The following is a 14,993-nucleotide window of genomic DNA, read 5'->3' on the forward strand; positions in this document are numbered from 1 at the left end:
CCTTTTTAAAACGGGAAGAAAATCGGAATCAAAGTCAACACGAGCACCGAATACACCAAAGAGATCGGCACACCAATTTTCAAATAATCCAACAAACGATAATTCCCCACGCTGTACACCAGCAAGTTGGTTTGATACCCGTAGGGTGAAATAAAACTGGCACTGGCACCAAACAACACCGCCATGATAAACGGCATCGGATCAACGCCATAACCCAGCGCCATGCTATAGCCCAGCGGAAAGGCAAGAGCCGCAGCGGCATTGTTGGTCACCAGTTCCGTGAGGATCAAAGTGACAAAGTAGGTGGCCACCAAAGCACCAAACACACCCCAGCCATTGAAGGCTTCAATGAACATACCGCCCATACGCTCTGAAAAACCAGAGCTGATCATCAACTGCGCAATCGACAGCGCCGAGCCAACAATCACCACAATATCAATCGGAAAACGTCGTCTTAGCTCATTGAGTTGCACAATACCAAAAACCACTAGAGCCAGGAGATACAGTGCCAAGCCTTTAATAATGGGCACTAACCCCGTCAGTGCCGCAGCAATCACCGCCATAAAGCCGAGCAACACCAACGTTGATTTGTGGCTGTCCAAACGGGCGCTGGAATCCAAATCGTTCATCAGCACAAACTCTTTACGATGTGCCTGCCGCTCCGCTTCAAATCGCTTACCCGGCACTACCACTAAGGTATCGCCAGCCGCTAGGGTAATATTGCCTAAGCCCCCTTCGAGACGTTCATGGCCACGACGAATCGCCACCACCACCGCATCAAACCGGTCACGAAAACGGCTCGATTTGAGGGTTTTGTTGCAGAAAGTTGCTGAGGAACTCACCACCACTTCAACAAAGTTCTGCCCATTCAGATGCTGCTGGCCAAACAAGGTTAAACCGGGAATCTCTTGCAACGTCGAGACGCTATCAACCTCACCACAAAACAACAAACGATCTTTGGCTTGCAGAACAAAATCAGGCCCAACGGAAGGCACCGTTTGCCCATCACGAATCACCTCTGCCAAAAACAGCTTACGCAAAGCACGTAGATTGTTCTCGGTGATGCTACGCCCCACCAGCGGTGAACCGGGTTCAACCGCGGCTTCTAGGAAATACGGTAACTCATCTTGACCTTGGTCATCGTAATCGGGTAGCAAATAACTGAGAGGGATCAGCACCAATACCCCGCCAATCACGATCGCCAAACCAATCAACGTTGGGGTAAAGAAACTGAGACTGGGTAGTCCTGCATCTTCGACGAAACTGTTGATGATCAAATTGGTAGACGTGCCAATTAATGTCAGTGTGCCACCAAAAATCGCTGCATAAGAAAGCGGAATCAACAGCTTAGAAGGCGCATGTTGACGATTGCGTTTGATAGCCCCAATCAACGACACTACCACCGCGGTATTATTGGTAAACGAAGAGAGGAAGGCCGTGGAAAAACCCAGTTTTGCCACCACCGTCAACAATCTGCCTTCCGAAATACTGCGACTGACCCAACTGATCAAACGCGTCTTTTCCAGCGCAGTCGAAGCGAGAATCAGCAGCACTAAGGTCAATAAGGATGAGTTGGTGAAGTTCGCCGCAATCGCAGTGAGATCACTCATTCCAGCCATAAATGCCGCAAACGCCGCACCAGCAAAAATATAGCTTGGTTTGATTTTCGTGACGAGCAAACAGGTGATGATGCCCAGCAACAACGCCAATACAAATCCTTGCTCCCACATACTACATCCCCATATGGGGGAGCCTCACTCCCCCAGTTACAACAACGTCTGACTGACTCTACAAACTTCGGTATGACTCAGTGTTACTTCTTAAGCAATTCGCTCAAATCTTTCGCATCCCAATGTGGGAAATGCTTGCGAATGAGTGCATTCAATTCCAACTCAAATGCGGAGAAATCACTGCTTGCTTTGGTTACTTCCGTCAGGCTCTCACTCACCATGCCCGCGCCAACAGTGACGTTTGTCAGACGATCGATGATGATGAAACCACCGGTATCAGCACAATCTTGGTAGTTATCCAGAGCGATAGACTCGTTAAAGGTCCACTCACACAAACCAATACCATTCAACGGCAACTCCGCCGCACTGTGTTTGGAAAGGTTGTTGATGTCATATTGATGATGAATGTGCTCAACGCGACCAATGGTCTTTTTACCAGCAATCTTGATGTCATAATCACGACCAGGCTGAAGTGGCTGTTCTGTCATCCACACCACATCCGCTGCCAAATGGTTAGTGAGCTCCACATTCGCACCATGGTGAACAATCAAATCCCCGCGGCTGATATCGATCTCATCGGCCAGAGTCAGCGTCACAGCTAAACCCGCTTGCGCCTGTTCAAGATCGCCATCGAAGGTGACGATGCGCGCAACGGTTGAGCTCTTACCCGATGGCAGCGCCGTAATGCGATCGCCCACGTTCACCACACCAGACGAAATAGTGCCAGCGAAACCACGAAAATCGAGGTTTGGACGATTAACGTATTGCACTGGGAAACGGAATTCACTCGCTTCTTTCTCTTTCTCAACGTCAACCGCTTCCAAAATTTCGAGTAGTGTCGGGCCTTGGTACCAAGCCATTTGTTGGCTCAGCTCAACCACGTTGTCGCCTTCCAGAGCAGAGATTGGGATAATTTGAATATCCGTTTCGCCGCGCAGGTTTTTCGAAAACTCTAGGTACTCCGCTTTGATTTCTTCAAAGCGTTGCTGAGAAAATTCCACTAAGTCCATTTTGTTCACGGCAACCACAAAGTGTTTCAGGCCGAGCAAATTGGAGATAAACGAGTGACGACGCGTTTGATCCAACACACCTTTACGCGCGTCGATCAGAATCACCGCTAGGTCACACGTTGAAGCGCCTGTTGCCATGTTGCGCGTGTACTGCTCATGCCCCGGAGTATCGGCGATAATGAATTTACGCTTCTGGGTTGAGAAGTAACGGTAAGCCACATCGATGGTGATGCCTTGCTCACGCTCCGCTTGTAGACCATCCACTAGCAAGGCTAAGTCTGGACGACTGCCCGTGGTACCAACGCGCTGACTGTCTGAATGCACTGCCGCAAGTTGATCTTCATAAATCTGTTTTGAGTCGTGTAGCAAACGACCAATCAGGGTACTTTTACCATCGTCTACCGAGCCACATGTCAGGAATCTAAGTAGCGATTTGTGTTGGTGTTGATTTAGGTAACCTTCAATACCTAACTCAGCGAGCTGAGCTTGAACTGCACTATTCATTTTCTTTCCTTAGATCCTTAGAAGTAACCCTGACGTTTTTTCAGCTCCATCGACCCCGATTGATCGTGGTCGATGGCTCGTCCTTGACGCTCACTGGAAGTGGCCACCAGCATCTCTTCAATAATGCCTGTCAAGGTATTCGCCTCTGATTCGATCGCGCCCGTTAATGGGTAACAACCGAGGGTGCGGAAGCGCACGCTTTTCTCTTCGATCACTTCACCTTCTTTCAGCTTCATACGATCATCGTCCACCATGATCAGCATGCCATCACGCTCTACCACCGGGCGTTTAGCGGCCAGATACAGCGGAACAATCTCGATGTTCTCTAGGTAGATGTATTGCCAAATATCCAACTCTGTCCAGTTCGACAAAGGAAACACACGAATGCTTTCGCCTTTGTTTACTTGGCCGTTATAGGTTTTCCACAGCTCTGGACGCTGATTTTTTGGATCCCAAGTGTGGTTTTTGTCACGGAATGAGTAGACACGCTCTTTCGCTCGCGATTTTTCTTCATCACGACGCGCACCACCAAAGGCAGCATCAAAACCATACTTATTTAATGCTTGTTTAAGGCCTTGCGTTTTCATGATGTCAGTATGTTTCGATGAGCCGTGGGTAAATGGGCTACATCCCATAGCGAGACCTTCTGGGTTCTTATGTACCAACAATTCAAAGCCGTACTTCTCTGCCGTACGATCACGAAATTCGATCATTTCGCGGAATTTCCAATCCGTATCTACATGCAGTAGTGGGAAAGGAATCTTCCCTGGATAGAAGGCTTTGCGTGCTAAATGCAGCATGACCGAAGAGTCTTTGCCGATTGAGTACATCATTACTGGATTGTCGAACTCAGCAGCCACTTCACGAATAATGTGAATGCTTTCTGCTTCCAGCTGCTTCAAGTGAGTCAGGCGTTGTTGATCCATAGTTATTTCCTTTTTAAACCTTTTGGCTTATACGTATCCCTAAATCTTTGGTAACGATTATATTGAGTTGGCAATAGCACTATTGTTGATTCGAGTACCAGATAAGAACCAATCTAATTTCTGAGACAACTGCACCACTTCACCGATCACAATCAGTGCTGGGGCCTCTGCTTTCTTAGCTAAATCAGCCAGTTCCGATAATTGACCTTTAAAAACTTTCTGTGACAACTGAGTTCCGCGTTCGATAATCGCAATCGGTGTTTGTGCTCTGCGACCGTGTTTAATCAATTGCTCTTGAATGTAATTCGACTTCATCAACCCCATATAAATCACCAGTGTTTGCTGCCCCCTTGCCAGAGTCGACCAATCCAATTGGTCACTTTCTGCTTTGAGATGCCCTGTAATAAACATTGCGGATTGTGCGTAATCACGATGGGTAAGCGGTATGCCCGCATACGCAGTGGCGCCCGCTGCGGCTGTAATACCTGGGACCACTTGAAAGGTAATGCCAGCATCGGCTAACACTTCTAGTTCTTCGCCGCCACGGCCAAAAACAAACGGATCGCCACCTTTGATGCGCACGACTTTGTAACCTTGCTTAGCAAAGTCCACGAGGAGTTGGTTGGTTTTCTCTTGAGGTACGCTGTGGTGACCCGCTCGCTTACCCACACACACTAGAATGGCGTCATTTGCTACCAGAGCCATGATCTCATCAGAGACGAGGTAGTCGTACAGCACGACTTCGGCTTGCTGTAGGTAGTTGAGCGCTTTGAGCGTCAGCAGCTCCGGGTCACCCGGGCCCGCACCGACTAAAGCCACTTCACCATGCTTGAGCTGGCTGTGACCATAACGGCCAGCCTTGGGACTGCTTGCCACCACGCTAGGGCGCTTAAAAGGGAAAACCGTTGCTGTGTCCTTGTCTGCCATGCTCATCTTTCCATCGAACTATTGATAAGCGCATTATGGCGAGCTCTTCATATTACCTGAAATTCTAAAATTTCATTTTTTATTCAAAAAACTGCTAAGGAAATACAATCTCGTTACTCTCAGCGCTGAAATAACCCGCAAAAGGTGAGAGATAATAAGCAGAACGGGATAAAGTAATTGCTCAAAATCACAATTCAATATGTCGCGTAAGATAGGTTTCATCATTATTTGTTACATTAATCACCGACCTTTCCGCAAACATTCTTTTGGAGCAGACGATGAAAGTGGCAGTGAAACCCCTATCTCTAGCCGTTTTAAGCAGCATGTTAGTCATGGCTGGCCCAGCAATGGCTGAAACCATCAAACTACGCATTATTGAAACCACCGATATTCACACTAATGTGATGGACTACGACTACTACAAAGACAAGCCTTCACAACAAATTGGTTTGACGCGTGCAGCAACACTGGTCAAACAAGCACGTGGCGAAGTGGTCAACAGCGTACTGGTTGATAACGGTGACTTAATTCAAGGTAGCCCGATGGGTGACTACATGGCAGCTAAAGGCATTAAAGCGGGTGAAGTTCATCCTGTTTACAAAGCCATGAACCAGCTGAGCTACGATGTCGGTAACATTGGTAACCACGAATTCAACTACGGTTTAGAGTTCTTAGCGGAAACCATTAACGATGCGGATTTCCCATACGTCAGCGCCAACGTTTTTGATAAGAAAACGGGCAAGCACTACTTCAAACCTTACATCATCAAAGCTCACACCTTCAAAGACGTAAACGGTGAAGAGCACACCATCAAAGTGGGCTACATTGGCTTTGTACCTCCTCAAATTATGGTGTGGGACAAGAAAAACCTCGAAGGCAAAGTGTTCGCCAAAGACATCAAAGAAACCGCAGAAGAGCTGGTTCCGCAGATGAAGAAAGAAGGTGCCGATGTGATCGTCGCCATTCCACACTCCGGCGTCTCCTCTGACCCATACAAAATTGGCGCAGAAAACTCAGTTTACTACCTCTCAGAAGTGGACGGCATTGATGCAATTGCGTTTGGCCACTCCCACGCAGTGTTCCCAGGTAAAGGCTTTGACAACATCCAAGGTGTCGATAATCAAGCTGGCACCATCAACGGTGTTGCGGCGGTGATGCCAGGACGCTGGGGCAGCCATGTCGGTATTATTGACTTAGAACTACAGCAAAAAGAAGGGAAATGGACGGTTGTCAAAGGACAAACGGAAGCGCGCCCAATTTTCGACAAAGCAACCAAAAAACCATTGGTTGACGCCGATGCGGCGATGGTAAAAGCACTGGAAGCCGACCACAAGGGCACACGCGAGTTCGTTAACCAACCTATCGGTAAAGCGAACGATGTGATGTACAGCTTCCTCGCCTTAGTTCAAGACGACCCAACCGTGCAAATTGTTAACTTAGCGCAGAAAGATTACGTAGAACGCTTTATCCAAGGCGATCCTGATCTTGCTGGCCTACCCGTTCTTTCTGCCGCAGCGCCGTTTAAAGCGGGTGGTCGTAAAAACGATCCGGCCAACTTTACCGAAGTGGAATCTGGTCAGTTAACGTTCCGTAACGCAGCCGACTTGTACCTCTATCCAAATACACTGGTGGCGATGAAAGTCACTGGTCACGAAGTGAAAGAGTGGCTTGAATGTAGTGCAGGTCAGTTCAAGCAAATCGACGTCAGCAGCACGGCGCCTCAATCTCTGATCGATTGGGATGGTTTCCGCACGTATAACTTCGATGTGATCGATGGGGTGAACTACCAGATTGATGTGACCAAACCTGCAAAATATGACGGTGATTGTAAAGTGATCAACGCCGATTCTGAGCGTGTTATTGGCCTGACTTACCAAGGCAAGCCGATCGATGTGAAGCAAACATTCATTATTGCGACCAACAATTACCGTGCTTACAGCAACAAGTTCCCAGGCACAGGTTCAGAGTTTGTCGCGTTTGATTCACCAGATGAAAACCGCACTGTCGTGGCCAACTACATCTCTCGCGTGAGCCAAGAAAAAGGGGAAGTGACACCAAGTGCCGACAATAACTGGACTTTCGCGCCGATTAAGTCAGACAAAGCACTGGATATTCGCTTTGAAACCTCGCCAAGCGACAAAGCGGCGCAGTTCATCAAGGAGAAAGGCATCTACCCAATGAAGCAGATTGCGACGGACGACGTTGGTTTCGCCGTGTACCAGTTGGATCTGCAAAAATAACTTTTCTCGATATGAGAAATGCTTAAACTCAAACCGTTGCCCTAAGGCAACGGTTTTTTTTAGGGAGAGACATGGACACTCGCTTTATACAACAGCTTCAGAAACTCAGTTTATCCGCCGATGCCATTGCCCTGGTGCTCTCTCAAGCCAAAGAACTGCAGTTGCCCACTCGTCATATTCTCCACCATCAGGGAGAGTATCCGCAGCAATTTTATTTTTTGCTCGATGGGTTATGTCACGCCTGCTATCTCACTGAAGACGGTAAAGAGTTCAGCAAAGAATTCTATTGGGAAGTCGATTGGATGATCGGCTTTGAAAGCGCGATTTTGCAACAAGCAAGTCCTTTTCTGCTTGAGACATTAACACCAGTACATTTGCTGATATTTCCAATCGAACTACTGCAGCATTGGCGCTCAACACATCACCCGCTTTACACGCACTTACTCGAGACTCAACTGGTTTACAAAGAACGTAAAGAGCGCTTTTTGCTGCTTCACACTCCTGAGCAAAAATACCACTTGTTTAAAACGTCGTTCCCCACGTTATTGGAAAGGCTCAGTGATCGGCAAATTGCGGCTTATTTAGGTATCACCCCAGTCAGCTTAAGTCGAATTAAAAGCCGTTCAACGGCTTAACTCGATAACATAGAGATAGTCATTGTTAACATATGTTAATGGCATTCGCGGAAGAGAAAAATTAGAGTCGCCATATTCATTTCATTAGGAGGGTTATCCATGGTCCAATGGCAATTGCTGCCGTTTACGCAGCTGTCGAACACCCAGCTTTATCAGTTATTAAAACTTCGCGTTGATGTCTTCGTCGTTGAGCAAAACTGCCCGTATCCTGAGCTTGATGGCCACGATACAAAACCTGGGGTCTATCATCTATTGGGTTATCAAGGAGAAGAGTTGGTTGCTTGTAGTCGCTTGCTTCCTGCTGGAACCACTTACCCTCACGCCTCAATCGGACGCGTGGCAACCTTAGCCAGTGCGCGAGGCAATGGTCTTGGCCATCAGTTGCTCACTCAGGCGTTGCAATGTTGTGACGAACTTTGGCCAAACACAGTAATCGACATTGGTGCCCAACAACACCTTGAAGCGTTTTACCAACATCACGGCTTTCGCACAGTGTCAGACATGTACCTTGAGGATGGCATCCCTCATATCGATATGCGTAAAGGCGACTAAATGCAAGCTCACCAACTGGCTATCGTTTTACTGATTGTTGGCAACTTCTTGGCGACGCTTTCCGATGTCGCCGTAAAGCTCATTGACGGTGATATCTCCCCATTTCAATACATGTTTTTGCGTCAGTTGGTCTCGCTCTTACTCATCACGCCCTTATGGTGGGTTCAATCACCAGAACAACGGCGATTAACACAACCCGCAGTGACCATCACCCGAGCGCACCTCATTTTGATTGGCAGCGGTTGTATGATGGTTTCTATCACTTATCTGCCGCTGGCAACTGCCAATGCGGTTTTTTATGCCGCACCGTTACTCATGCTGCCATTGTCAATTTGGCTGTTGAAAGAACGTCCTTCCGCTGCCAAAGTGCTTGCGACCAGCCTGGGCTTTGTTGGTGTGTTGATCGTGTTACGCCCTTCTCAATTTCATTGGGCGGCCCTCTTTGCACTCGGCACCGCCACCACACTCGCACTGTTTAACATCCTAGTGAGAAAGTTGCCGGTCTCGCAATCGGTGGTGACTACGTTATGGTGGACGAGCCTGTTCTCCATTCCTGTATCGGCCTTGCTGGCGCTATTTCATTGGCAACCCATGAGTGCTCAACTGTTTCTGTTTGTCGCAATAAGCGCTGTGTGCATTCTTGGCTATAACGGTTTGGCCGTTGCAGCATATCGCCGTGCGCCAGCAGGCCAAATTGCGCTCTCGGAGTATTCTGGATTGCTGTTTGTCACCATCATAGGCCTAGTCGGTTTTAACGAACGGCCCGATGGCTTCACATGGCTTGGAATTTCATTGATTGTGCTGCCGCTACTGCCCGTTCGCAAGTGGCTATATATCAGACAACAGAAACATCGCTCTCCATCATCGAGCTAGAAAAGGAGAGTTCGTATAAACGCAATAAGGCGCTCAAGGCGCCTTATTGGGACTGATTCATCACACGGCAGCGCTACTTGCTGCGGCCAAAACCACCATTAGATAAACGGAAAAACATCACTGAGGTCGTGCCTTTTTCCAACTGCAAAATGTCCAATTGACCGGTGTCATTGAGCTTAAAACGCACCAACTGACCTTGTTTGATCTGGCTGAGCGGTTTGTCATCCCCTTCGATGCGCACCAGTGCATTGAGATCCGACATCGACAACTGATTATTACGAAACACCTGAGAAAGGGTGTCACCATCACGCACTAGGTATTCCTTCCAGCTATTGGACTTTAAGTTGTTCTGCTCTTCTGTGCGTTGCTGGCTTAACCCAGTAGTATCAATATCCAAAGCAATACGCTGTGGCGTGCTAGGCTCTGGCACTTTGAGCTCTGGTTCGCTACTTGGCCACAGTAACAAGACCAACAGGACAGGAACTAAAACATAAAGCGCACGTTGATGTAAACGTGGCAACGCTGCCCAAAATTGCTTGACGTTGGACAAAATACGCTTGTAATCAAATTGAGCAATACGCTGTTTACACAGCGCCAGATAATCTACCTGAGCCTTCTTCTTTCGACGTCGATTCATGCTAGTGCTTCTCCAAACCCTTTGCACTCAGTATAAAAATACAAATTGGCTGAGTATAGTGCTTTCCGATGACAGTGAGTCATTACAAGGTAAAAATGGTTAAAAAGCGTGAAGGAAAACGTTCCTTTTACAAGTCCATACGCCCCGCGGTGAGAGATGGGCCATTTAAACCTGTAGCCTAAACTGTTATCCTTTCGCTTTCATTCGTTCAATAAGAGTGACTTTTATGTCTGACATTAAATTTGAAACCGTAGAAGAGAAAGCAAGCTACGGTATTGGCCTACAAATGGGCCAGCAACTAGCAGGTTCAGGTCTTGATGGCCTAAACGTTGCAGCCATCGCAGCGGGTATCGCAACATCTTTAACTGGTGACATGCCAGCGATTGAAGTAGACGAAATCAACAAAGCACTACACGAGCTATACACTCGCGCAGAATCTGCGCGTGCAGAAGCGGCAAAAGCGGCAGCGGCTGACGGCGAAGTATTTCTAAAAGACAACGCACTTCGTCCAGAAGTGACGGTTCTTGAGTCTGGCCTGCAATACGAAATCATCACTGAAGGCAATGGCGAAATCCCAACTTCAGACAAAACCGTACGCGTTCACTACCATGGTGAGTTGGTTGACGGCACCGTGTTCGATAGCTCAGTATCACGTGGCCAACCAGCGCAATTCCCAGTCACAGGTGTGATTAAAGGTTGGGTTGAAGCACTACAACTGATGCCAGTAGGCTCTAAGTGGAAACTGTACATCCCACACGATCTTGCTTACGGCGAGCGTGGTGCGGGGGCGTCAATTCCTCCATTTGCCGCACTAGTATTTGAAGTAGAACTGCTAGATATCGTTTAATTTAAACTTGTAGCATTTCTCATAACGGCGACACAATGTGTCGCCGTTTTTTTTGGATAATACTGAAGCCATTCAAAACAAGAATATTCGGTTGTGACAATACCGAAAATAAGTCAGCAAATAAGGAAATATTATGTACAAGAAAATCGCTATCGCCGCCTTTGTCAGTGTCGCACTTATGGGGTGTCAAACGACATCGAAACAAGCTCAAACAGGTACAGAAAGTGGTTATGGCGAAATGGCTAACGCCGCGCTGATGAGCGCAGTACAAACTTGGTCTCAGAAAGGCTCAATTGACAATGATCTCATCACTACTATCCAAAGTAGCGCCAACATTTTGTCAGAACAGGCGGTCGGCGGAGTGGGATCACTCCTTGCGCTCGCGAAAAACTCATTGAGCAATAACGAAAGCACCGAGTTAGCAGGGCTTATGCCTGGGTTTGATTCACTACAATCAAGCGGCCTTACAGCGTTAATCAGCAATAACGACACGGTTAAGAGCGCCTTTTCGGCATTGGGATTAGATCCAGCTCTTATTTCTACCTTTACACCGATCATCCTAAGCGCACTACAAAATCAGGGCGCAAGCTCAGGTTTGCTAGATAGTCTTTCTTCTATCTGGAAATAAGCGAGAAGCGAGAAGCGAGAAGCGAGAAGCGAGAAGCGAGAAGCGAGAAGCGAGAAGCGAGAAGCGAGAAGCGAGAAGCGAGAAGCGAGAAGCGAGAAGCGAGAAGCGAGAAAATTTTGAAGGGTTGGCGCGCAGTGCCAACCCTTTTTCTTTAAACTCAGATAATGAAATCCAAATTAGGAACCAGTGCTGTCTGCAACTTTTGGCTCTCTCTCCGCGATCTCTTCTCGAAGAACGAAGTTCGCTCGCGATTCTCTGAGCGAAGCTTTTTCCAAGGAAGTAAGGCTTGGCTCGTTATTTCCTTATCTTACAAACGCAAAAAAGCCGAGCTAATGCTCGGCTTTTCTGTTCTTACGAACCTGATTACTCAGCAGCAGCTTCTTCAGCAGCTGGGCGATCTACAAGCTCAATGTAAGCCATTGGAGCTTTATCGCCAGCACGGAAGCCAGCTTTTAGGATACGAGTGTAACCGCCCTGACGAGCAGCAAAACGTGGACCTAGTTCGTTAAATAGCTTTGCAACTACTTCGTTGTCACGAGTACGTGCAAACGCAAGACGACGGTTAGCAACACTGTCAGTCTTAGCTAGTGTAATCAAAGGCTCAACTACGCGACGTAGCTCTTTAGCTTTTGGCAATGTAGTCTTGATAACTTCATGACGTACAAGAGAGCTAGCCATGTTGCTGAACATCGCTTTGCGATGTGAGCTGTTGCGGTTGAGTTGACGACCACTCTTACGATGGCGCATGACCTAATCCTTCTAACTAGTATCGATTAATCTTCAGCGATTGATGCAGGTGGCCAGTTTTCTAGGCGCATGCCCAGAGACAGACCACGTGACGCAAGTACGTCTTTAATCTCAGTAAGAGATTTTTTACCAAGGTTTGGCGTTTTAAGTAGCTCAACCTCAGTACGTTGTACTAGATCACCGATGTAGTGAATCGCTTCTGCTTTCAGACAGTTAGCAGAGCGAACTGTTAGTTCAAGATCGTCTACAGGACGCAGTAGGATCGGATCGAATTCTGGCTTCTCTTCCTTCTCCTCAGGTACACGTACATCACGAAGATCTACGAACGCATCCAATTGCTCAGCAAGAATAGTTGCTGCGCGACGGATTGCTTCCTCAGGTTCAAGAGTACCGTTCGTTTCCATATCGATAACAAGCTTGTCTAAGTCAGTGCGCTGTTCTACACGAGCTGCTTCTACAGCGTAGGCAATTTTGTCTACAGGGCTGTAAGTAGCGTCTACTAGTAGGCGACCGATTGGACGCTCATCTTCTTCAGTATGGATACGAGCTGAAGCTGGAACATAACCACGACCACGTTCTACTTTGATGCGCATTGCGATCTCTGCGTTGTCATCCGTTAGGTGACAAATTACGTGTTCAGGGTTAGCGATCTCTACATCACCGTCATGGGTGATGTCACCTGCAACCACAGGGCCCGAGCCTGATTTGTTCAGTGTAATGAACACTTCATCTTTGCCTTCGGCAACGCGTACAGCCAAACCTTTTAGGTTTAGTAGGATTTCAAGAATATCTTCTTGAACGCCTTCTTTAGTGCTGTACTCATGAAGAACGCCTTCAATTTCTACTTCTGTTACAGCACAACCTGGCATAGAAGATAGAAGAATACGGCGAAGTGCATTACCTAGAGTATGGCCGAAACCACGCTCCAATGGCTCAAGAGTTACTTTTGCGTGGGTCGAGCTGATCTGTTCGATGTCAACTAGACGTGGCTTAAGAAATTCTGTTACAGAACCCTGCATTGTGTCCTCTCTTTAGTTTAACCTTACTTAGAGTAAAGCTCGACGATCAATTGTTCGTTGATGTCAGCTGATAGATCTGAACGTTCAGGCATACGCTTGAATGTACCTTCCATCTTGCCAGCATCTACTTCAATCCAAGTTGGTTTTTCACGTTGTTCAGCAACTTCTAGAGCTGCTTTGATACGAGTTTGCTGTTTAGCTTTCTCGCGAATTGAAACAACGTCGTTAGCCGCTACTTTGAAAGAAGGAACGTTTACAACTTTACCGTTTACTAGGATAGCTTTGTGGCTAACTAGCTGACGTGCTTCTGCGCGAGTTGCGCCAAAGCCCATGCGGTAAACTACGTTATCAAGACGACCTTCAAGAAGCTGAAGTAGGTTTTCACCTGTGTTGCCTTTAAGACGAGCAGCTTCTGCGTAGTAGTTACGGAATTGTTTTTCTAGAACGCCGTACATACGACGTACTTTTTGCTTCTCACGAAGCTGAACGCCATACTCAGATAGACGACCGCGACGAGCGCCGTGTACACCTGGTGCGTTATCAATTTTACACTTGGTATCGATCGCGCGAACACCAGACTTAAGGAACAAGTCAGTGCCTTCACGACGGCTAAGCTTCAGCTTAGGACCCAAATATCTTGCCATGATCTTTCTCCAGTAATCTAAAAAACGTTATACGCGACGTTTCTTAGGTGGACGACAACCGTTATGAGGGATTGGTGTAGCATCAACAATGTTAGTGATGCGGAAACCAGCTGCGTTCAGTGCGCGAACAGTAGATTCACGACCTGGACCAGGACCCTTAACCATAACTTCCAAGTTCTTTAGGCCGTATTCTTTAGCCATTTCAGCACAACGCTCAGCAGCAACCTGTGCAGCGAACGGAGTAGACTTACGAGAACCACGGAAACCTGAACCACCAGCAGTAGCCCATGCAAGAGCATTACCTTGACGGTCAGTGATAGTTACGATTGTGTTATTGAAAGAAGCATGGATGTGCGCAACGCCATCCGCAACTTGCTTGCGTACGCGCTTGCGCGCGCGAGTTGGTTGTTTAGCCATTGTACTCTACCTTCCCGATTATTTCTTGATCGGCTTACGCGGACCCTTGCGGGTGCGAGCGTTGGTTTTAGTACGCTGTCCACGTAGAGGTAGACTGCGACGATGACGAAGACCACGGTAACAGCCAAGGTCCATAAGACGCTTGATGTTCATAGATACTTCACGACGTAGATCACCTTCTACAGTGTACTTAGCTACACCATCACGCAGTTGATCGATCTGCTCTTCAGTTAGTTCACTGATCTTAACATCTTCAGCAATACCCACGTCAGCTAGGATAGCTTTTGAGCGAGTTTTACCGATACCGTAGATCGCAGTTAGAGCGATTACAGCATGTTTCTGATCAGGAATGTTAATGCCTGCAATACGGGCCATTATTCACTCCTAGGTTTCATAAAAGAATTATCCGCAGCAAAGCCCGTGTCGGATACGCTGCGGGATACTACTTCTTTTGCACGCAAAAGGTAGGCCGAGGAATATACTCGACACTACCTTTTATTTCAAGTAAAAATTTCTGCTGATTAGCCTTGGCGCTGCTTGTGCTTTGGCTCACTGCAAATCACGCGAACTACACCGTTACGCTTGATTACTTTACAGTTACGGCAGATTTTTTTAACGGAAGCACGAACTTTCATTGCTAAACTCCGTAATTGAAAC

Annotated in this window: 17 protein-coding genes; 6 read left to right on the forward strand and 11 right to left on the reverse strand. The window is 47.4% G+C overall.

From position 1 onward, the window contains the following. Positions 1-5 precede the first annotated feature (5 nt). From AOT11_RS05465 to cobA, 4 genes are all read right to left on the reverse strand, one after another. Positions 6-1,730 (reverse strand): SLC13 family permease, encoded by a 1,725-nt coding sequence (locus AOT11_RS05465; protein ID WP_017420327.1) that lies wholly within the window; start codon positions 1,728-1,730, stop codon positions 6-8. 83 nt (positions 1,731-1,813) lie between these two features. After that, entirely contained in the window at positions 1,814-3,244 is a 1,431-nt protein-coding gene (gene cysN, locus AOT11_RS05470) for a sulfate adenylyltransferase subunit CysN (protein WP_017420326.1), read from the reverse strand. A gap of 17 nt (positions 3,245-3,261) precedes the next feature. Further along, entirely contained in the window at positions 3,262-4,170 is a 909-nt protein-coding gene (gene cysD / locus AOT11_RS05475) for a sulfate adenylyltransferase subunit CysD (protein ID WP_011078801.1), read from the reverse strand. A gap of 57 nt (positions 4,171-4,227) precedes the next feature. Continuing rightward, on the reverse strand, positions 4,228-5,103 hold the full coding sequence (cobA, locus tag AOT11_RS05480) for a uroporphyrinogen-III C-methyltransferase (RefSeq protein ID WP_017420325.1): 876 nt from the start codon (positions 5,101-5,103) through the stop codon (positions 4,228-4,230). Positions 5,104-5,375: 272 nt separating this feature from the next. Between cobA and cpdB the strand changes: the two genes are divergently transcribed. The 4 genes from cpdB to AOT11_RS05500 all read left to right on the forward strand — a co-directional run bounded on the left by cpdB (position 5,376) and on the right by AOT11_RS05500 (position 9,397). Beyond that, positions 5,376-7,337, forward strand: a complete 1,962-nt coding sequence (gene cpdB / locus AOT11_RS05485; RefSeq protein ID WP_026050416.1) for a 2',3'-cyclic-nucleotide 2'-phosphodiesterase — start codon at positions 5,376-5,378, stop codon at positions 7,335-7,337. 71 nt (positions 7,338-7,408) lie between these two features. Beyond that, positions 7,409-7,972 (forward strand): Crp/Fnr family transcriptional regulator, encoded by a 564-nt coding sequence (locus AOT11_RS05490; protein ID WP_017420323.1) that lies wholly within the window; start codon positions 7,409-7,411, stop codon positions 7,970-7,972. A gap of 99 nt (positions 7,973-8,071) precedes the next feature. Continuing rightward, positions 8,072-8,524 carry a GNAT family N-acetyltransferase gene (locus tag AOT11_RS05495; protein ID WP_017420322.1) on the forward strand — a complete coding sequence of 151 codons (453 nt, stop codon included), beginning with the start codon at positions 8,072-8,074 and terminating at the stop codon, positions 8,522-8,524. Next, positions 8,525-9,397 carry a DMT family transporter gene (locus AOT11_RS05500; protein WP_017420321.1) on the forward strand — a complete coding sequence of 291 codons (873 nt, stop codon included), beginning with the start codon at positions 8,525-8,527 and terminating at the stop codon, positions 9,395-9,397. It abuts the gene before it with no gap. A gap of 73 nt (positions 9,398-9,470) precedes the next feature. On the opposite strand, the gene AOT11_RS05505 is transcribed toward AOT11_RS05500, so the two are convergent. Continuing rightward, positions 9,471-10,034 (reverse strand): LysM-like peptidoglycan-binding domain-containing protein, encoded by a 564-nt coding sequence (locus tag AOT11_RS05505; protein ID WP_026050415.1) that lies wholly within the window; start codon positions 10,032-10,034, stop codon positions 9,471-9,473. Positions 10,035-10,260: 226 nt separating this feature from the next. Between AOT11_RS05505 and AOT11_RS05510 the strand changes: the two genes are divergently transcribed. After that, positions 10,261-10,881, forward strand: coding sequence for an FKBP-type peptidyl-prolyl cis-trans isomerase (locus AOT11_RS05510; protein WP_026050414.1), 621 nt, complete (start codon positions 10,261-10,263; stop codon positions 10,879-10,881). Positions 10,882-11,014: 133 nt separating this feature from the next. Beyond that, the gene (locus AOT11_RS05515) at positions 11,015-11,509 is read left to right on the forward strand and encodes a DUF2780 domain-containing protein (RefSeq protein WP_061778593.1); all 495 of its coding nucleotides are present in this window, start codon (positions 11,015-11,017) and stop codon (positions 11,507-11,509) included. Positions 11,510-11,872: 363 nt separating this feature from the next. Here the strand turns inward: AOT11_RS05515 and rplQ are convergent, their stop codons facing one another. The 6 genes from rplQ to rpmJ all read right to left on the reverse strand — a co-directional run bounded on the left by rplQ (position 11,873) and on the right by rpmJ (position 14,971). Continuing rightward, complete coding sequence (gene rplQ, locus AOT11_RS05520; RefSeq protein ID WP_011078810.1) at positions 11,873-12,256, reverse strand: 50S ribosomal protein L17; 384 nt, start codon at positions 12,254-12,256, stop codon at positions 11,873-11,875. Between the two features lie 26 nt (positions 12,257-12,282). Beyond that, complete coding sequence (locus AOT11_RS05525; RefSeq protein ID WP_010445384.1) at positions 12,283-13,275, reverse strand: DNA-directed RNA polymerase subunit alpha; 993 nt, start codon at positions 13,273-13,275, stop codon at positions 12,283-12,285. A gap of 23 nt (positions 13,276-13,298) precedes the next feature. Then, complete coding sequence (gene rpsD, locus AOT11_RS05530; protein ID WP_011078811.1) at positions 13,299-13,919, reverse strand: 30S ribosomal protein S4; 621 nt, start codon at positions 13,917-13,919, stop codon at positions 13,299-13,301. Between the two features lie 27 nt (positions 13,920-13,946). Further along, on the reverse strand, positions 13,947-14,336 hold the full coding sequence (rpsK, locus tag AOT11_RS05535) for a 30S ribosomal protein S11 (RefSeq protein WP_001118870.1): 390 nt from the start codon (positions 14,334-14,336) through the stop codon (positions 13,947-13,949). Positions 14,337-14,354: 18 nt separating this feature from the next. After that, positions 14,355-14,711: a 30S ribosomal protein S13 gene (gene rpsM, locus AOT11_RS05540; RefSeq protein WP_011078812.1), complete on the reverse strand. Its 357-nt coding sequence runs from the start codon at positions 14,709-14,711 to the stop codon at positions 14,355-14,357. A gap of 146 nt (positions 14,712-14,857) precedes the next feature. Continuing rightward, positions 14,858-14,971 (reverse strand): 50S ribosomal protein L36, encoded by a 114-nt coding sequence (rpmJ, locus tag AOT11_RS05545; RefSeq protein ID WP_000868186.1) that lies wholly within the window; start codon positions 14,969-14,971, stop codon positions 14,858-14,860. Positions 14,972-14,993 lie beyond the last annotated feature (22 nt).

It is taken from the genome of Vibrio vulnificus NBRC 15645 = ATCC 27562 (genome assembly GCF_002224265.1).
GTDB lineage: Bacteria > Pseudomonadota > Gammaproteobacteria > Enterobacterales > Vibrionaceae > Vibrio > Vibrio vulnificus.